Here is an 18851-nt window from a genome sequence, read left to right on the forward strand (position 1 = left end):
CTTTTGGCACGCTGTTGAGTTCTCAAGGAACGGACGCTTCCTTTGTACTCACCCACGGACACTGTCCGAGGCTTTCCTCCGGGCGCTTCCCTTCGTGTTTCCAACCTTACCAGATCCTTTTCCCGTTCCGTTTCCGGTTCGGAATTCAATTCCAGTGGCCGTTGGGAGCCTTTTGCCTTTCGGCTGATCCGACTTTATCAGAGAATCTGAGTCGGAATTCCGCTCCGTTCGGGGATTGCATCCGAGCGCACGAGTGCGTCGGTGTCCCGTTCAGGTGGAGACGTAAACGTACTGGAGCGGGGCGCCCCGATGCAAATCGGGGGCCCCGCTCCGTAGTTGACGCGTCAGACCTCGACGACGACCGGGAGGATCATCGGGCGCCGGCGGTAGGTGTCGGAGACCCACTTGCCCACCGAGCGGCGGACGAGTTGCTGCAGCTGATGGGGTTCTACGACGCCGTCCTGTGCGGACTTGTTGAGCGCCTCTTCGATCTTGGGCACGACGCCGACGAACACCGAGTCGTCGATGCCGGAGCCCCGGGCCTGGATGTGCGGGCCGCCGACGATCTTGCCGGAGGTGCTGTCCACCACGATGAAGACCGAGATGATGCCCTCGTCTCCCAGAATGCGGCGGTCCTTGAGAGAGGTCTCGGTGACATCGCCGACCGAGAGTCCGTCGACATACACATAGCCCGCCTGGACCTTGCCGACGATCTTGGCCTTGCCGTCGACGAGGTCGACGACGACACCGTCCTCCGCGATGACGATGCGGTCCTTCGGGACGCCCGTCAGAGCCCCGAGTTCGGCATTGGCCCGCAGGTGGCGCCACTCGCCGTGGACCGGCATCAGGTTCTTCGGCTTGCAGATGTTGTAGAAGTACAGGAGCTCGCCCGCCGAGGCGTGGCCCGAGACATGGACCTTGGCGTTGCCCTTGTGGATGACGTCCGCGCCCCACCTGCTCAAGCCGTTGATCACGCGGTAGACCGCGTTCTCGTTGCCCGGGATGAGGGAAGACGCCAGGATCACCGTGTCGCCGGGGACGATGCGGATCTGGTGATCGCGGTTGGCCATCCGGGAGAGCGCCGCCATCGGCTCGCCCTGAGAGCCCGTGCAGACGAGTACGACCTCGTCGTCGGGAAGGTCGTCGAGCGTCTTGACGTCGACGACAAGGCCGGCCGGGACCTTCAGATATCCCAGGTCACGGGCGATCCCCATGTTGCGGACCATGGAGCGCCCGACAAAGGCAATACGGCGTCCGTACTCATGGGCCGCATCGAGGATCTGCTGGATGCGGTGGACGTGGCTGGCGAAGCTCGCCACGATGATCCGCTTCTCGGCGTTCGCGAACACCGTCCGCAGGACGTTGGAGATGTCCCGCTCGGGCGGGACGAAGCCCGGGACCTCGGCGTTGGTGGAGTCCGAGAGCAGCAGGTCGATGCCCTCTTCGCCCAGCCTGGCGAAGGTCGGGAGGTCCGTGAGGCGGCGGTCCAGCGGGAGCTGGTCCATCTTGAAGTCGCCGGTGTGGACCACCATGCCCGCGGGAGTGCGGATGGCGACCGCCAGCGCGTCCGGGATGGAGTGGTTGACCGCGATGAACTCGCAGTCGAAGGGGCCGATGCGCTCGCGGTGTCCCTCCGTCACCTCGAGGGTGTACGGGCGGATGCGGTGCTCCTGGAGCTTCGCCTCGATCAGGGCGAGGGTCAGCTTGGAGCCGATCAGCGGGATGTCGGGCTTCAGCCGGAGCAGGAACGGGACGCCGCCGATGTGGTCCTCGTGGCCGTGCGTGAGCACGATGCCCTCGACGTCGTCGAGACGGTCCGCGATGGTGGAGAAGTCCGGCAGGATCAGGTCGATACCGGGCTGCTCCTCCTCGGGGAAGAGGACGCCGCAGTCGACGATCAGCAGCCGGCCGTCGTACTCGAAGACCGTCATATTGCGGCCGATCTCGCCGAGACCGCCGAGCGGGGTGACGCGCAGGCCGCCCTTGGGCAGCTTCGGCGGGGCGCCGAGTTCAGGATGCGGATGACTCAAAAGACTCTCCTCACCACGCACGCCACGTACCGCTGAGGCACGTGGCGTACATGACATTCGTGCACTTGCTGTTGTCTGGGTCTGACCGTTTCGGTCGGGTTTCGCTTATTCAGTTGTGAAGTCTGTGTCTAGAGCTGTACCCCACCGGCCGCGAGGTCGATCTTGAGCTGCGCGGTTTCCTCCGGGGAGAGCTCCACCAGGGGAAGCCGGAGCGGTCCGGCCGGGAGGCCCTGGAGAGTCAGCGCCGCCTTGGTGGTGATGACCCCCTGCGTACGGAACATGCCGGTGAACACCGGGAGCAGCTGCTGGTGGATCTCGGTGGCCTTCTGGACGTCACCGTTGAGGTGGGCGTCGAGGAGGGCACGCAGCTCGGGGGTGACGACATGGCCGACGACGGAGACAAAGCCGATCGCGCCGACCGAGAGCAGCGGGAGGTTGAGCATGTCGTCGCCGGAGTACCAGGCGAGACCGCTGCGGGCAATGGCCCAGCTGGCGCGGCCCAGGTCACCCTTGGCGTCCTTGTTGGCGACAATACGCGGATGCTCGGCGAGGCGCACGAGCGTTTCGGTGTCGATCGGGACGCCACTTCGGCCGGGGATGTCGTAGAGCATCACGGGCAGTTCCGTGGCATCGGCGATGGCCGAGAAGTGCCGGAGCAGGCCCTCCTGCGGTGGCTTGTTGTAGTACGGCGTCACAGCCAACAGGCCGTGCGCGCCGGAGCGCTCGGCGGTACGGGCGAGCTCGATGCTGTGGCGGGTGTCGTTGGTGCCGACGCCGGCCACGACATGGGCACGGTCTCCGACCGCTTCCAGTACAGCCCGTACGAGCTGGTCTTTCTCCGCATCGCTGGTGGTCGGCGACTCACCAGTGGTGCCGTTGATGATCAGGCCGTCGTTGCCTGCGTCCACCAGATGGGTGGCAAGTCGCTGGGCACCGGCGAGGTCAAGTGCGCCGTCCGCCGTGAAGGGCGTGACCATAGCGGTGAGGACCCGCCCGAACGGGGTCTGCGGAGTGGAGATCGGAGCCATGGGTAACACGCTACTCGCTGCTCAGTACACAGTGTCCCCTCGGGGGACGTGACGTAGAACGTGACAAGCGGAGCCCGGCACTGCCTGCTCGGGGGTTCAAGCAGTGCCGGGTCCGTTTGATCAGCCTAGATGACATTCGCGAAACGCCGCAATACGGACACTTCGCCGGCCGACCGTACGTCTGTGCCCCATGGAGCGATGCGACCGTTTATGGAGCGATGCGACCGTTGGCGTTGAAGGCCGCATAGGTGAGCGGCATGAGCTTCGCCCAGCGGGCTTCCATCTTCTCGCCGACCATCTCGATCTCCCGCTGCGGGAAGGACGGGACCGTCGCCAGCTCGTGCTGGGTGCGCAGGCCGAGGAAGTGCATCAGCGAACGGGCATTGCAGGTCGCGTACATCGAGGAGAACAGGCCGACCGGGAGGACCGCACGGGCAACCTCGCGGGCGACGCCGGCGGCCAGCATCTCCTGATACGTCTCGTACGACCGGCGGTACGAGGCCTCCATGGACTCGGTCACGATCTTCTGCTGCTCTGCTGTGCCTTCGACGAAGACGTACTTGCCGGGGCGGCCCTCCTGGACCAGCTTGCGGTCCGCGCCCGGGACGTAGAAGACCGGCTGCAGCTCGCGGTAGCGGCCGGACTCCTCGTTGTAGGACCAGCCCACGCGGTGCCGCATGAACTCACGGAAGACGAAGATCGGGGCGCTGATGAAGAAGGTCATCGAGTTGTGCTCGAAGGGGCTGCCGTGACGGTCCCGCATCAGGTAGTTGATCAGTCCTTTGGAGCGCTCCGGGTCCTTCTGCAACTCCTCCAGAGACTGCTCACCCGCCGTGGAGACTCGGGCGGCCCAGAGGACGTCGGAGTCGCCGGCGGTGTGCTTCACCAGTTCGACGGTGACATCGCTGCGGAAACTGGGTGTGGCGGTCTCGGCGGGGGTGTCGGTCACCGACAGGGTCCTTCCAACGTCTTCGCTCGGGCGGCGCCCACTCTAGACCACCTTGCGCAGGGGCAATCTTCAGCTATTTCGGCGAAATCCGGCACCGATCCGGCCGTCGGCTCGTCTGTACCCATAGCAGCGTTCCGTATTACGTAGCCAAGGAGAGTGCCCTGATGTTCCTCCCCCAGCTACCGCTGGGCGGTGCCCCCAGGCGAGAGGCCGTCCCTTTCGCATTCGTCGCCGAGGCCGATCGCTTCCGCAGTAACGTCACTCCCCCGCCCCGCGAACGCGCCAGCGTCTCGCAGCTCGCGGGCCGTACGCTGGTCGGGCTGACGATCGCCTGCGGGCTGGCCGGCTCGCTGCTCTTCGGCCTTCCCGCGCTGGAATCCGGCCGGGCGCCGGTGCATTCGCAGCAGTCCCAGGCGTCCGACGGGCGCTGACTCGTACGGACCCCCTGGAGTGGTCGGTCGGGGGGCTCCTCGGTAGCCTCACCGGCACAGCCCAATCGAGTGTGCTGGTGAGTGAGGATCAGTCGTGCCCCTGCCCTTTCTGACAGCCGACCGTGCATTTGGCACAGACGCCGCGAACACCGACGATGTCGCGCTGCCCTTCGACGATCACGACCACTGGCGGCGTCCGTACCGTCCGGGCCCCTGTCGGGTGGCCTCGGCGGCGTTGCTGCTGCTGCTCGCATCGTTCGTGCTCATCGCGGCGATGATCATCGCGTTCGCCGGTGCGCTGCCGGGAGCGGGACTGTGCCTGGGAGTGGGGCTGACGCTGATCGCCGCCGCGCTGAGGCTGCTGCGTGCGGGCGTCTGGGTCAGCAGGCACGGGGTGCGGCGCGTGGGCTTCTTCTCGACCACCACGGTGCCCTGGAACCGCGCTTCCGCGGTACGTACGGTGCAGCAGCCTGTGCGCTGGCTCGGGCTGCCGCGCACGGTGCAGGGCCAGGCGCTCGTCGTCATGGGACAGGGCGGCGAGCCGCTGCCGCTGCTCACCGACCACAACGCGGACTTCCTGTCGCGCGCCGAGGCGTTCGACCGGGCGGCGGACGCCGTCGAGGCCTGGGGGTCCGAGTACCGCCCGTCCTGACCGGTGGCTCCGCCCCCGGACCGCCGCGCCGCAATCCCGGGCGGGGCAGAGTGTGCGCGGGCGGGGTCTACTTCTGCGGGACCCCGTCGTGCAGTGCGATCGCGCGCTGCATCGCCTTCCGTGCGCGCGGGGTGTCCCGGGCGTCGTGGTAGGCGACGGCGAGGCGGAACCAGCAACGCCAGTCGTCCGGTGAATCCTCGGTCTCTGCGCGGCGCTCGGCGAACACGGCGTCCGCGGAGTCCCGGTCGATACGGCCGCCGGGCGTATGCCTCGGCTCATCGGCCGGCAGGCCGCCCTCGGCCTCCAGCTCACGGGCCAGCCGATGGGCACTGCGCGCGAAACGGGTGTTGTGCCGGAGGAACCAGACGCCGACGCACGGGAGCAGGAAGGCCACCGCGCCCATCCCCATGGCGGCCGGCTCACCGGTCAGCATGAGCAGTACACCTTCCAGCGCCACCACGCCGAAGACGATGACCAGCACCGTGGCGAGGAAGAAGTACGTGATCTTTCCGCCCATGGCCGTCAGCCGAGATCGAGGAAGTTTTCCAGGCCGAAGGTGAGGCCTGGAGTGGACACCACGCTGCGGACGCCGAGCAGGATGCCCGGCATGAAGCTGCTGTGATGCAGGGAATCGTGCCGGATGGTCAGCGTCTCGCCCTCGCCGCCGAGCAGCACTTCCTGGTGGGCGAGGAGTCCGCGAAGCCGGATGGCGTGCACGGGGACGCCGTCGACGTCCGCGCCGCGGGCGCCGTCCAGCGCGGTGACGGTCGCGTCGGGCTGCGGTGCACAGCCCGCCTCGGCACGGGCCGCCGCGATGAGCTGGGCGGTGCGGGTGGCGGTGCCACTCGGGGCATCGGCCTTGTTCGGGTGGTGCAGCTCGACGACCTCGACGGACTCGAAGTAACGCGCTGCCTGCTGCGCGAACTTCATGGTGAGGACCGCTCCGATGGAGAAGTTCGGAGCGATGAGCACGCCGGTCTCCGGCGATGCGGCGAGCGAGGTGTTCAGCTGCGCGAGGCGTTCGTCGGTCCAGCCGGTGGTGCCGACGACCGCGTGAATGCCGTGGCGTACGCAGAAGTCGAGATTGCCCATCACCGAGGCCGGGGTGGTCAGTTCGACCACGACCTGGGCGCCGGACTCCACCAGGGCTTCCAGCTTGTCGCCCCGGCCAAGTTCCGCGACCAGTTTCATGTCGTCGGCAGCCTCGACGGCTCGTACCGCTTCCGAGCCGATACGGCCCTTGGCGCCGAGAACGGCCACGCGCAGCTTGCTCATTGCTCTCTGTTCCTTACGGTTAGGAGACCGCTTCGTCGAGTCGGTCCGCCTGCTTGTCCTTGAGCGGACCGATCACCGACAACGATGGGCGCTGTCCCAGGATCTCGCGGGCCACCGCCCGCACCTCGTCCGGGGTGACGGCGGCTATCTGCGCGAGCATGTCGTCGACCGACATCTGCGAGCCCCAGCACAGCTCGCTCTTGCCGATACGGTTCATCAGGGCGCCCGTGTCCTCGAGGCCCAGCACTGTCGAGCCGGAGAGCTGGCCGACGGCGCGGCCGATCTCCTCGTCCGACAGACTGTCCGACGCGACCCGGTCGAGCTCGTCGCGGCAGATCTTGAGCACGTCGTGGACCTGGCTGGGCCGGCAGCCTGCGTAGACGCCGAAGAGTCCGGTGTCGGCGAAGCCCGAGGTGTACGAGTACACGCTGTAGGCGAGGCCGCGCTTCTCCCGTACCTCCTGGAAGAGGCGGGACGACATGCCGCCGCCGAGGGCCGTGTTCAGTACTCCCAGCGCCCAGCGGCGGTCGTCGGTGCGGGCCAGGCCCGGCATGCCGAGGACCACATGGGCCTGCTCGGTCTTGCGACTGAGCAGGTCGACGCGTCCGGCGGTGCGCAGGGAGCGGTGTCCGTCGCGGGGCGGGGTCGGGGCCGCGTCCGTACGGGACAGGACGCCGGCCTTCTCGAAGGCGTTGCGCACCTGGCGTACGACCGTGGCGTGGTCGATGTTGCCCGCGGCGGCCACGACCAGGTGGGTCGGGTCGTAGTGCTTCTTGTAGAAGCGGCGGACGCGGTCCGCGGTGAGCGCGTTGACGGTGTCGACGGTGCCGAGGACCGGTCGGCCGAGAGGGGTGTCCCCGAACATGGTGTGCGCGAACAGGTCGTGCACACAGTCGCCCGGGTCGTCCTCGGTCATCGCGATCTCCTCGAGGATGACGCCGCGCTCGGCGTCGACGTCCTCCTGCTGGATCAGCGAGCCGGTGAGCATGTCGCAGACCACGTCGATGGCGAGCGGCAGGTCGGTGTCGAGCACTCGTGCGTAGTAGCAGGTGTACTCCTTCGCCGTGAAGGCGTTCATCTCGCCGCCGACCGCGTCGATCGCCGAGGAGATGTCGAGGGCGGAGCGCTTGTGCGTGCCCTTGAACAGGAGGTGCTCGAGGTAGTGCGTGGCGCCGCCCAGCGACGGCGTCTCGTCTCGGGAGCCGACGTTCGCCCAGATCCCGAAGGTGGCGGAGCGCACGGACGGCAGGGTCTCGGTGACGACGCGCAGGCCGCCGGGGAGGACGGTGCGGCGGACCGTGCCGATGCCGTTCTCGCCCTTGAGAAGCGTTTGGGTACGGGCGACGGCCCGCGCCTCCGAGGAGGTGCGGGCCGTCACACGGGAACTACGCGACGTCACTTGTCGGTGTCGTCCTTCTTGTCTTCGGCGTCCTCGCCCTCGATCACGGGGATCAGGGAGAGCTTGCCGCGGGAGTCGATCTCGGCGATCTCGACCTGGACCTTGGAGCCGACCGCGACCACGTCCTCGACGTTCTCCACACGCTTGCCGCCGGCGAGCTTGCGGATCTGCGAGATGTGCAGCAGGCCGTCCTTGCCCGGCATGAGGGAGACGAACGCACCGAAGGTGGTGGTCTTGACGACCGTACCCAGGTAGCGCTCGCCGACCTCCGGCATGGTCGGGTTGGCGATCGCGTTGATCGTGGCGCGGGCGGCCTCGGCCTGCGAGCCCTGCTGGGCACCGATGTAGATGGTGCCGTCGTCCTCGATCGTGATGTCGGCGCCGGTGTCCTCCTGGATCTGGTTGATCATCTTGCCCTTGGGGCCGATGACCTCACCGATCTTGTCCACGGGGATCTTGACGGTGATGATCCGCGGGGCGTTCGGGGACATCTCGTCCGGGACGTCGATGGCCTCGTTCATCACATCGAGGATGTGGAGGCGGGCGTCGCGGGCCTGCTTCAGCGCGGCGGCCAGGACCGAGGCGGGGATGCCGTCGAGCTTGGTGTCGAGCTGGAGCGCGGTGACGAAGGTCTTCGTACCGGCGACCTTGAAGTCCATGTCACCGAAGGCGTCCTCCGCACCGAGGATGTCGGTGAGGGCGACGTAATGCGTCTTGCCGTCGATCTCCTCGGAGATCAGGCCCATGGCGATACCGGCGACCGGGGCCTTGAGGGGCACACCGGCGTTCATCAGCGACATGGTGGAGGCGCACACAGAGCCCATGGACGTCGAGCCGTTGGAGCCCAGCGCCTCGGAGACCTGGCGGATGGCGTACGGGAACTCCTCGCGCGTCGGCAGCACCGGCACGATGGCGCGCTCGGCGAGCGCACCGTGGCCGATCTCGCGGCGCTTCGGCGAACCGACGCGGCCGGTCTCACCGACGGAGTACGGCGGGAAGTTGTAGTTGTGCATGTAGCGCTTGCGGGTCACCGGCGAAAGGGTGTCCAGCTGCTGCTCCATACGGAGCATGTTGAGGGTGGTGACGCCCAGGATCTGGGTCTCGCCACGCTCGAACAGCGCCGATCCGTGCACGCGCGGGATGGCCTCGACCTCGGCGGCGAGCGTACGGATGTCCGTGACGCCACGGCCGTCGATACGGACCTTGTCCTTGATGACGCGCTCGCGGACCAGCTTCTTGGTCAGCGCCCGGTAGGCACCGGAGATCTCCTTCTCGCGGCCCTCGAACTGCGGGAGCAGCTTCTCGGCGGCGATCTCCTTGATGCGGTCGAGCTCGGCCTCGCGCTCCTGCTTGCCGGCGATGGTGAGCGCCTGCGTGAGCTCGCTCTTGACGGCGGCGGTCAGCGCCTCCAGGACGTCGTCCTGGTAGTCGAGGAAGACCGGGAATTCGCCGGTGGGCTTGGCGGCCTTGGCGGCGAGTTCCGACTGGGCCTTGCAGAGCGCCTTGATGAAGGGCTTCGCGGCCTCGAGGCCGGCGGCCACGATCTCCTCGGTCGGCGCCTCGGCGCCGCCCTTGACGAGCTCGATGGTCTTCACGGTGGCCTCGGCCTCGACCATCATGATCGCGACGTCGCCGTCCTCGAGGACGCGACCGGCGACCACCATGTCGAAGACGGCGTCCTCGAGCTCGGTGTGCGTCGGGAAGGCGACCCACTGGCCCTTGATCAGGGCGACACGGGTGCCGCCGATCGGGCCGGAGAAGGGCAGGCCGGCCAGCTGCGTGGAGCAGGAGGCGGCGTTGATCGCGACCACGTCGTACAGGTGGTCGGGGTTGAGCGCCATGATCGTCTCGACGATCTGGATCTCGTTGCGCAGGCCCTTCTTGAAGGAGGGGCGCAGCGGGCGGTCGATCAGGCGGCAGGTGAGGATCGCGTCCTCGGAGGGCCGGCCCTCACGACGGAAGAAGGAGCCGGGAATCTTGCCGGCTGCGTACATCCGCTCCTCGACGTCCACCGTCAGGGGGAAGAAGTCGAGCTGGTCCTTGGGCTTCTTGGAAGCGGTGGTGGCCGACAGCACCATGGTGTCGTCGTCCAGGTACGCCACGGCGGAACCGGCGGCCTGCTTGGCCAGGCGGCCCGTCTCGAAGCGGATGGTGCGGGTGCCGAAGGTTCCGTTGTCAATAACGGCCTCGGCGTAGTGGGTCTCGTTCTCCACTAGCGTTTTCTCCTCGTCTTCGTCCCCTCGCCCGTGTGGCGGAGGACGTGGCGGAGAAGCTCTCCTTCTGCGGGCCGGTCTTCGATCGAAGCTCCCGGGGTGTAGTTCTCCGGGGGCCACTACCGAGGACCGGCGGCGGGGAGACGGCTTCTCGCTCGTTCAGTTCTGCTCTACGCGATCCAGACTAATTGGCGTCCGGCAGGTCGCGCACGTACAGCAAAGGGAGCGGCCCCCTAAGAGTGGGAACCGCTCCCTCCACCAAGGTCTTACTTGGCGCCGCCGGCCGCACCACGGCGGATGCCGAGGCGGTCGACGAGCGCACGGAAGCGCTGGATGTCCTTCTTGGCCAGGTACTGCAGCAGACGGCGGCGCTGGCCGACCAGGATCAGCAGACCACGGCGGGAGTGGTGGTCGTGCTTGTGCGTCTTGAGGTGCTCGGTCAGGTCCGAGATACGGCGGGAGAGCATCGCAACCTGGACCTCGGGGGAGCCGGTGTCGCCCTCCTTGGTGCCGAACTCGGTCATGATCTGCTTCTTCGTAGCGGCGTCGAGAGACACTCGGTACTCCTCTTTGGTGTTCGATGCGCCCACGAGTGCCCCTGGTCTTGATCTCAGGGGAGCTTCCGTGACTCGGAGGCGAAGGTCCGATGAGCGCAGACCGCAGAGTTTCTCGAGGAATCTCCGGAGGTCGCGTACACAAACGGCCGTCACACAGCGTACCAGCCCGCGGCGGCGCTTCTGGCGGGGGCCGTCAGCCGGTCAGCGAGCGGGCCGCGCTGTAGATGTCGAGTACGGCGAGGCAGAGCGGGACCAGCGAGAGCAGCACCAGCCCCTCGGTGAGGTCGAGCAGCCGGCCCCAGAAGGGCGAGAGGCCCTTCCTCGGGATGACCAGGCCGATCGCGGTGATCACGGCCGCTCCGGCGGCGACGGCGGCGGTGAGCCAGATCGTACGGATGTCCAGGCCCCCTCGGTCCCCGTACATCAGGAGGTCCTTGACCAGGTCGACGGGCGGGTTCAGGGAGAGGCCGAGGATCAGCAGCGCCACGGCGGCGATGCCCGCCACCAGGGTGCAGGCGACCTGCGAGGTGTAGCGGAAGAGCCGGGCGCGCAGCAGCATCGCGAGGCCGGCGGCCAGCGCGAGGACCTGGCCCCAGATGCTGCTGGAGAAGCCGAGTACGGCGGCGCAGCCGACGACGACAGCGGCGCAGCCGCCGACCAGGCCGAGCAGCATCTCGTGGCCGCGGCGGGCCTGGGCCGCTATCCGCTCGGCGTCGACCGGCTGGGCCTCGGGCATCTCGTTGGGCTCGGCGAAGGCGTCGTCGTAGCCCTCGGCCGCGCTGCGCGGGGACGCGTAGCCGATGGGCAGCCGGGCGAAGCGGGCGGAGAGGCCGGGCAGGAAGGCGACGAGACCGATGGCGACCGGGGCGACGGCGGCGGCGGTCTCGGTGGCCGAGGACTCGGCGAGGATCATCAGGAAGGTCGCGAGGGTGCCGGTGGCGCCCAGGAAGGTGGCCGCGACGAAGGGGGCGTCGCCGCTGGGGGTGAGCGCGACCAGGGCGACCGAGGCGACCAGCACGGTCACGCAGCCGAGCAGGAACTGCAGGCGGCCGGGACCGTCACCGGCGTCGGGACCGATGATTCCGGAGCCCGCGATGAGCAGCAGCGGCAGCGCGCCGAGCCCGAGAGCGACGGCGGTGGCACGGTCCGAGTACACCCTGGCCCGTACGCCCGCGAAGGCGGTGAGCAGCAGTCCGCCCGCGCCCGCGATGATGCCCGGCAGGCTGTGCATGTCGTGGCGTACCGGGTCGGCGAACCAGAGCACGAAGCCCATCAGGACGAGCAGCAGGACACCGCCGACCAGCCCGGCACCGCGCAGCAGGTCGTCGCTCCACAGATGGCGGTCGCGGGTGACCGCGGAGGCGACGGCGTCGGAGACGTCGTCGAAGACGGCGGGCGGCAGTGACTCGGCGAAGGGCCGCAGGCTCAAGACCTCGCCGTCCAGCACCTGTTGGGCCGCGAGCGTGCGGGCGCCGTCGAGTACGGTGCCGTCACGGCGTACCAAGTGGTAGCCGGTCGGGGCCCCCGGGGCCTGTGTCTGGCCGGTCAGGCGCAGGATTTCCGGGTAGACGTCGGCGACTGCGATGTCCTCGGGGAGGGCAACATCGATTCGGCTGTCCGGCGCCACGACGGTGACGCGGCAGAAGCCGGTCGCTGCGGTCGTACTCACTGTCTGGACCCCCTGGTTCGCGCTGATTCGCGGTTGCGCACGGTGCGCGCGCCACCCTACCGGGACACATGACAAGGGTCTGCAAGTAGGATCACCGTCGCGCGGAGGGAAGTCCGCAGCAGAGGCAGTCACGGGGGCGCCGGCGCGGAATCAGCCCGTCCGTCTTCCGTCCGTATCGAGGGATTGATGCTCCGGTGAGCCAGATCGTCGTGAAACGCCCGCCGAGGTCGCTGCCGCCTGAAGTGCCCGCGGAGGAGCTGGCTCTGGAGGCTCCGCCGGAGCTGCCGCGGGGTCAGCAGGAGGGCATGCTGATGCAGATCCTGCCGGTCCTCGGCATGGGCTCATCGGTGGTCTTCTTCTTCTCGCCGCAGGCGCCCCCGTTCATGCGCATCATGGGTGTGATGATGCTGGTCTCGACCGTGGGGATGGTCGTCGCACAGATCGTCAGGTTCCGCAAAGGTACGCAGGGGCAAATGGCAGATGTCCGCCGCGACTACCTCAAATACCTCGCGCAGACGCGGCGCACGGTGCGCAAGACCGCACGCAAGCAGCGTGACGCGCAGCTCTATCTCCACCCCGCCCCCGAACAGCTCTGGTCCGTGGTGGCCGAGGGCTCACGGGTCTGGGAACGGCGCGTGGGCGACAACGACTTCGGGCAGGTGCGCGTCGGTCTCGGCGCGCAGCAGCTGGCCACACCGCTCATAGCGCCCGACACCGCGCCGGTGGACGAGCTGGAGCCGCTGTCGGCCGGTGCGATGCAGCAATTCCTGGCGGTGCACGGCTCGTTGGACGGGCTGCCGATGGCGGTCTCGATCCGCGCCTTCTACCACGTGACGGTCTCGGGCGAGCCGGAGTCGGCGCAGTCCGCGGCGCGGGCGCTGGTCTCCCAGCTGGTGACGCTGCACTCCCCGGAGGACCTGATGGTCGCGGTGGTGGCGGCGCCGGGCGCGGTCGCGCGCTGGGACTGGACGAAGTGGCTGCCGCATACGCAGGTGCCCGGCCAGGTGGACGGCGCCGGTACGAAACGGCTGTTCGGCGACGACCTCGGTGAGCTGGAGCAGCTGCTCCACAGCCGCCTCGACGGGCGGTCGCGGTTCAGCCGGGAGAACCAGCCGGTCCTGGACCAGCCGCACATCATCGTCGTACTGGACGGCGGGATGGTGCCGCCGGACTCGCTGTTCGCGGCGGCCGAGGGCCTGCAGGGCGTGACCATCGTCGAAGTCGTCTCCGGCGATCTGGACGAGCCCCGCGGCGGTCTTTCGGTGGTCGTACGGCCCGGGCGGCTGCGTCTCGAGTCCGGCTCGCGGGTCGCGTACGAGGGTGTGCCGGACGGGATTTCACTGCCGGCCGCCGAGGCCCTCTCACGTCAGCTCGCGCCGCTGCGGATGGGCGGTGGCGACGACGACGAACCGCTGCTCGCCAACCTGGACTTCACCGATCTGCTGAACCTCGGCGACGCCGGGTCCATCGATGTGGCCCGCACCTGGCGGCCGCGGTCGGTGGCCGAGCGGCTTCGGGTGCCGATCGGTGTCGGCGAGGACGGCCAGCCGGTGATGCTGGACCTCAAGGAGGCCGCGCAGGAAGGCATGGGCCCGCACGGTCTGTGCATCGGCGCCACCGGTTCCGGTAAGTCGGAGCTGCTGCGCACCCTGGTGCTCGGCCTCGCGGTCACGCATACGTCGGAGACGCTGAACTTCGTCCTCGCGGACTTCAAGGGTGGTGCGACCTTCACCGGAATGTCGCAGATGCCGCACGTCGCGGCCGTGATCACCAACCTGGCGGACGACCTCACGCTGGTCGACCGCATGGGTGACGCGATCCGCGGTGAGCTGCAGCGCCGGCAGGAGCTGCTGCGCTCGGCGGGCAACTACGCCAACATCCACGACTACGAGAAGGCACGCGCCGCGGGTGCCCCGCTGGAGCCGCTCGCCTCGCTCGTCCTGGTCATCGACGAGTTCTCCGAACTTCTCACCGCCAAGCCCGACTTCATCGACATGTTCATCCAGATCGGCCGTATCGGCCGTTCGCTGGGTGTGCATCTGCTGCTCGCCTCGCAGCGTCTGGAGGAGGGCAAGCTGCGCGGCCTGGACACCTATCTCTCGTACCGGATCGGTCTGCGGACCTTCTCTGCGGCCGAGTCGCGCACGGCACTGGGTGTGCCCGACGCGTACCACCTGCCGTCGGTGCCCGGTTCCGGCTATCTGAAGTTCGGTACGGAGGAGATGACCCGCTTCAAGGCGGCGTACGTCTCCGGTACGTACCGCACCGGTGGCCCGGATCTGTCGGTGGGCCACCTGCCCATCGACCGGCGGCCCGCGGTGTTCACGGCGACCGAGGTACCGGTCGTGTACGCGGCACCCGATCCGGCCGCGATGGCCGCCGCCAGCGCCGCCGAGGACGAGGCGCTCGCCGACACGGTGCTCGACGTGATCGTGCGCAAGCTGGAGGGTCAGGGTGTGCCCGCCCACCAGGTGTGGCTGCCGCCGCTGGACCAGGCGCCCACACTGGACCAGCTGCTGCCCGGTCTCGCGCCGACCGCGGACCGCGGTCTCACCGCGACCGAGTACACGCGTCCTGGCGGTCTCACCGTCCCGCTCGGCCTGATCGACAAGCCCTTCGAGCAGCGCCGCGAGGTGCTGTACCGGGACTTCTCGGGAGCGGCGGGCCACATGATGGTCGTCGGCGGTCCGCAGTCCGGCAAGTCGACGCTGATGCGGACGCTGATCTCGTCGTTCGCGCTCACCCACACCCCGGCCGAAGTGCAGTTCTACGCCCTGGACTTCGGCGGTGGCGGTCTGTCCTCGCTCTCCGACCTGCCGCATGTCGGCGGTGTCGCCTCGCGCCTCGACCCGGAGCGGGTGCGCCGTGCGGTCGCGGAGGTGATGGGCGTACTCAACCGGCGTGAGGAGTTCTTCCGCGCCAACAGCATCGACTCCATCGCCACCTACCGGCGCAAGCGCGCCGCCGGCGAACTGCCCGGCGAGGCCTGGGGAGATGTCTTCCTGGTCATCGACGGGTGGGGCGGTTTCAAGAACGACTACGAGATGCTCGAGCCGGTCGTCGCGGATCTCACGGCCCGCGGTCTGGGCTACGGCATCCATGTCATCATCACCGCCGCCCGCTATATGGAGGTGCGTGCGGCGCTCAAGGACCAGATGCTGGGACGGCTGGAGCTGCGGCTCGGTGACGTCATGGACTCGGAGTTCGACCGCAAGGTCGCGGCGAACGTTCCGGCCGGCGTGCCGGGCCGTGGCCAGGTCCCGGAGAAGCTGCACTTCATGACGGCTCTGCCGCGTATCGACTCGATCAGCAGCTCCGGTGATCTGTCGGAGGGCTCGGCCGCCTTCGTGCAGGCGGTCAAGGGGAGCTGGGCGGGGCCCGCGGCGCCGACCGTCCGGCTGCTGCCGCGCCGGCTGCCCGCCGAGCAGCTGCCCAAGGGCTTCGAGTATCCGCAGCACGGCATCGCGATCGGCATCGACGAGACGAACCTGGAGCCGGTGTTCGTCGACTTCGAGAGCGACCCGTTCTTCCTGATCTTCGGCGAGAGCGAGTCCGGGAAGACGGCACTGCTGCGGCTGATCGCCAAGCAGATCTCCGAGCGTTACACCCCGGAGCAGGCGCGGATCGTGGTCGGCGACTACCGGCGCACGATGCTGGAGGCCGTACCGGCCTCGCATCTGCTGGAGTACGCGCCGATGACATCCGCGATGGAAATGCACATGGACGCGATCAACACGGTGATGGGCAAGCGTGCGCCGAAGCCGGACATCACTCCGCAGCAGCTGCGCGACCGCAGCTGGTGGACGGGGCCGCAGCTCTTCGTCATCGTCGACGACTACGAGCTGGTCGCCACCAACTCCGTCAATCCGCTGTCGGTGCTGGTGGAGAATCTGCCCTTCGCGCGTGATGTCGGCATCCGCTTCATCATCGCGCGCAGCGCGGCCGGAGCTTCACGGTCGATGTACGAGTCGTTCATGCAACGGATCAAGGAGTTGGGCGCGCAGGGCGTCATCCTCTCCGGCGACCCGGGCGAGGGAGACATCCTCGGCAATGTCCGGGCGCGTCCGATGCCGCCGGGACGTGGCACCTTCGTGTCCCGCAAGCGGGGCACACCACTGGTCCAGGTGGGCTGGCTGGCGGATCACTAGTCCCTCGCGGCACACGTTCCGGCAGCCGTCAAGGCTGTCGGAACGCACCAAGTAGTGTGGTCACGCACCTCGTTCATCGCACCTGGGAGGGACCGCGCCGATGGCTGACGCAAGCGAGAAGGAACGCCAGAAGGAAGAGCTGTACGCCCTCGACATCTCCGGCGTGGAGTGGCTCAGCGCGCCCGGCACGGCGAAGGACGAGGAGCGCGTCGAGATCGCGCATCTGCCCGGCGGAGCGGTCGCGATGCGCTCCTCGCTGGAGCCCGAGACGGTGCTGCGGTACACGGAGGCCGAGTGGCGCGCGTTCGTACTCGGCGCGCGCGACGGCGAGTTCGACCTCAAGTAGACGGCCGCAGACGGATACGACGGAGGGGTTGCCCGCTCAGGCGGGCAACCCCTCTGTCTGTGGAGCAGAGCTCGTCACATCATCATGCGGAAGCGAGCGGCGTTGCCCTTGTCCGTGTCCTGGTAGCCGACGACGGACTCGCGGAGCAGGCGCGCGATCGTGTGCAGGTCCGTGGTCAGTCCGTCCATGTCGGCGGTGAGCTGCGACTGGATCGCGACGTAGGCCTCCTTGGCCTCACCGTCCCAGCCGCCCGCGACGTTCCTCACGTGGGTCATGAGGGTGGTGAGCTGTTCCGTCAGGTCCGAGGCGGTCTTCGTGGTGTCGCTTGCCGCCTGCGTCACTGTGTCGTAGTTGACTTGCATGGTCATTCTTTACTCCTGGTGGCGAAGTTCAGCGAACGGTGCGGACGGCGCTCACATGCCGAGAATGGCGCTCTCGTTGGCCTTGGTGTGAGCGTTTTCCATCTTGGCGAACGACGACATGCGCTCCCGCTCCTGCTCGTCGAAGCCGTCGGCGCTCATCTTCACCAGGTTCTGGAGGTTCTCCAGGTCACGCTTCACGCTCGAAAGCTTCTTGTTCAGCTCGGCCTGCGTGATGTCGTACTGCGCGCTCGCCGCACCCTTCCAGCCACCCTGAATGAGGTCGACCACGCGGTTGAGGTCGCGGATGCGCTCACCCAGCGTGGTCTCGAAGTGCTGGATCTTGCCGGAGAGATCCCCAATATCGCTACTGGTTACCTTCAGGTCTTTACCCGACATCTGTGCCCCTTCTTCCTACGACGGCGCTGTAGACGGAAGCCGATTGGATGCCGCCCCCGTGCCGGACACAGTCCTCACTGAGTCCTGCCGTCACTCTATCCACTTGGTCTGACGGTTCCAACTGCAAAGTCCCGTAAGGAGACTTGGCTCACTGGGCCCTTCTGCGCCGGGTGTCCCGGATGACCGTTGCCGCCCCGGCGACCACTGCCACCAGTACGACGCCAATGCCCAACGCGTAGGTTGCGTAACGCTCCTTGCGCTCCTGAGCCGTCTCGGTCATCGCCAGATGCGCCGCCTCCGGCGCGGGCGGCTTCGGCGGGCCGGGGTCGGCGTGCGGTGCGTCGATCGGGCGGCCGTCGCCGCTGAGCGCGCGCACCGGGTCGATCACGCCCCAACCGACGAAGCTGTCCTTGCCGTTGATGCTGCGCTCGGCGGTCTGCTCGATCTGCGCGATGATCTGCGGCACGGTCCACTCGGGGTACTTGGCCTTCAGCAGCGCCGCGACCCCGGCGACGTACGGCGCGGAGAAACTGGTGCCGTTGTCGACGCACTGCCCGTTTCCGGGGACGGTGGAGACGACGTCGACTCCCGGGGCGGCGATGCCGACGAAGCCGCCCGCCTGCGAGAAGACCGCCCGTTCGTTGTTGCGGTCGGAGGCGGCTACGGCGAGAACGCCCGGGAACGCGGCGGGATAGGTGTCCTTCAGCTTGCCGTTCATACCGTCGTTGCCGGCGGAGGCGACCACGACGATCTTCTTCTGGATCGCCCGCTGTATCGCCTTGTTGAGGGCCGAGTCGAGCGAGAGCGGCTTCGTCGTGTCCTGAGAGATGTTGATGACGTCGGCGCCCTTGGTGATGGCGTGCTCGATCGCCGTGGCCATCGTCTTGTCGTTGCCGCTGTTCTTCTCGTCGTTCTGGCGGATCGGGATGATGGTGGCCTCGGGCGCGAGTCCCACGAAGCCGGTGCCCTTGCGGGGTCGCGCGGCGATGATCCCGGCGACCTTGGTGCCGTGGCCGACGTCGTCGACCGTGCCATCGGTCTTGCCGCGCTTGTCGTCGCTCGAGCTGTCCTTGTCCGGCTTGAGGAAGTCCTTGCCCGCGGAGGCGTCGACGGCAGACTTGAGCTGGACGTTGTCGTTGTCCACGCCGGTGTCGATGACCGCGACCCGGACGCCCTTGCCCTTGGTGTCCTGCCACAGCTCGTCGAGCAGCACCCGCTGGAGCGGCCAGGGGATCCCCTCGATCTGCTTCTTCATCGGGAAGGTGCACTCGCCGCTGCCGTTGATGCCCAGCCGGTGCGGGGCTTCATCGGCATATGCGGGCGGGGACACCGCCGACAGACCCGTCAGCGCCGCCGCGGCGGTCAGCAGAGCGCTCTTCCTGCGCAGGTGCAGCAT

At 68.1% G+C, this 18851-nt stretch carries 16 protein-coding genes; 4 read left to right on the forward strand and 12 right to left on the reverse strand.

Annotation, left to right across the window (positions count from 1 at the left end; all coding sequences use genetic code 11):
• Positions 1–344: 344 nt before the first annotated feature.
• The 3 genes from ACWDZ6_RS29585 to thyX all read right to left on the reverse strand — a co-directional run bounded on the left by ACWDZ6_RS29585 (position 345) and on the right by thyX (position 4007).
• Positions 345–2030 carry a ribonuclease J gene (locus ACWDZ6_RS29585; RefSeq protein ID WP_366734956.1) on the reverse strand — a complete coding sequence of 562 codons (1686 nt, stop codon included), beginning with the start codon at positions 2028–2030 and terminating at the stop codon, positions 345–347.
• Positions 2031–2158: 128 nt separating this feature from the next.
• Positions 2159–3058, reverse strand: a complete 900-nt coding sequence (gene dapA, locus ACWDZ6_RS29590) for a 4-hydroxy-tetrahydrodipicolinate synthase (RefSeq protein ID WP_351460041.1) — start codon at positions 3056–3058, stop codon at positions 2159–2161.
• Positions 3059–3266: 208 nt separating this feature from the next.
• Positions 3267–4007 carry an FAD-dependent thymidylate synthase gene (gene thyX, locus ACWDZ6_RS29595; RefSeq protein WP_451505283.1) on the reverse strand — a complete coding sequence of 247 codons (741 nt, stop codon included), beginning with the start codon at positions 4005–4007 and terminating at the stop codon, positions 3267–3269.
• Between the two features lie 164 nt (positions 4008–4171).
• Here thyX and ACWDZ6_RS29600 point away from each other — a divergent pair, with 164 nt between their 5' ends.
• Positions 4172–4438, forward strand: a complete 267-nt coding sequence (locus tag ACWDZ6_RS29600; RefSeq protein WP_366734958.1) for a hypothetical protein — start codon at positions 4172–4174, stop codon at positions 4436–4438.
• A gap of 94 nt (positions 4439–4532) precedes the next feature.
• Positions 4533–5090 (forward strand): hypothetical protein, encoded by a 558-nt coding sequence (locus ACWDZ6_RS29605; protein WP_451505284.1) that lies wholly within the window; start codon positions 4533–4535, stop codon positions 5088–5090.
• A 67-nt stretch (positions 5091–5157) separates the two neighbouring features.
• On the opposite strand, the gene ACWDZ6_RS29610 is transcribed toward ACWDZ6_RS29605, so the two are convergent.
• From ACWDZ6_RS29610 to eccD, 6 genes are all read right to left on the reverse strand, one after another.
• Positions 5158–5607 (reverse strand): hypothetical protein, encoded by a 450-nt coding sequence (locus ACWDZ6_RS29610; protein WP_451505285.1) that lies wholly within the window; start codon positions 5605–5607, stop codon positions 5158–5160.
• Positions 5608–5612: 5 nt separating this feature from the next.
• Positions 5613–6365, reverse strand: coding sequence for a 4-hydroxy-tetrahydrodipicolinate reductase (dapB, locus tag ACWDZ6_RS29615; RefSeq protein ID WP_366734961.1), 753 nt, complete (start codon positions 6363–6365; stop codon positions 5613–5615).
• A gap of 19 nt (positions 6366–6384) precedes the next feature.
• On the reverse strand, positions 6385–7764 hold the full coding sequence (locus ACWDZ6_RS29620) for a M16 family metallopeptidase (protein WP_451505286.1): 1380 nt from the start codon (positions 7762–7764) through the stop codon (positions 6385–6387).
• A complete protein-coding gene (locus tag ACWDZ6_RS29625; protein WP_351460062.1) occupies positions 7761–9977 on the reverse strand; it encodes a polyribonucleotide nucleotidyltransferase in 2217 nt (738 codons plus the stop codon). The genes ACWDZ6_RS29620 and ACWDZ6_RS29625 overlap by 4 nt, the downstream gene beginning before the upstream one ends.
• A gap of 266 nt (positions 9978–10243) precedes the next feature.
• On the reverse strand, positions 10244–10534 hold the full coding sequence (rpsO, locus tag ACWDZ6_RS29630; RefSeq protein WP_093600212.1) for a 30S ribosomal protein S15: 291 nt from the start codon (positions 10532–10534) through the stop codon (positions 10244–10246).
• A 193-nt stretch (positions 10535–10727) separates the two neighbouring features.
• Positions 10728–12203, reverse strand: coding sequence for a type VII secretion integral membrane protein EccD (gene eccD / locus ACWDZ6_RS29635; protein ID WP_451505287.1), 1476 nt, complete (start codon positions 12201–12203; stop codon positions 10728–10730).
• Between the two features lie 194 nt (positions 12204–12397).
• On the opposite strand from eccD, the gene eccCa reads away from it, so the two are divergent.
• Both eccCa and ACWDZ6_RS29645 read left to right on the forward strand, forming a co-directional pair.
• Positions 12398–16351 (forward strand): type VII secretion protein EccCa, encoded by a 3954-nt coding sequence (eccCa, locus tag ACWDZ6_RS29640; protein ID WP_451505288.1) that lies wholly within the window; start codon positions 12398–12400, stop codon positions 16349–16351.
• A 100-nt stretch (positions 16352–16451) separates the two neighbouring features.
• The gene (locus ACWDZ6_RS29645) at positions 16452–16697 is read left to right on the forward strand and encodes a DUF397 domain-containing protein (protein WP_326652980.1); all 246 of its coding nucleotides are present in this window, start codon (positions 16452–16454) and stop codon (positions 16695–16697) included.
• A gap of 74 nt (positions 16698–16771) precedes the next feature.
• On the opposite strand, the gene ACWDZ6_RS29650 is transcribed toward ACWDZ6_RS29645, so the two are convergent.
• The 3 genes from ACWDZ6_RS29650 to mycP form a co-directional block, all read right to left on the reverse strand.
• Positions 16772–17065: a WXG100 family type VII secretion target gene (locus ACWDZ6_RS29650; RefSeq protein ID WP_326652979.1), complete on the reverse strand. Its 294-nt coding sequence runs from the start codon at positions 17063–17065 to the stop codon at positions 16772–16774.
• Positions 17066–17110: 45 nt separating this feature from the next.
• Positions 17111–17455: a WXG100 family type VII secretion target gene (locus tag ACWDZ6_RS29655; protein WP_326652977.1), complete on the reverse strand. Its 345-nt coding sequence runs from the start codon at positions 17453–17455 to the stop codon at positions 17111–17113.
• Between the two features lie 148 nt (positions 17456–17603).
• Positions 17604–18851, reverse strand: a complete 1248-nt coding sequence (gene mycP, locus ACWDZ6_RS29660; RefSeq protein ID WP_451505289.1) for a type VII secretion-associated serine protease mycosin — start codon at positions 18849–18851, stop codon at positions 17604–17606.

The organism is Streptomyces sp. NPDC002926, from assembly GCF_053591755.1.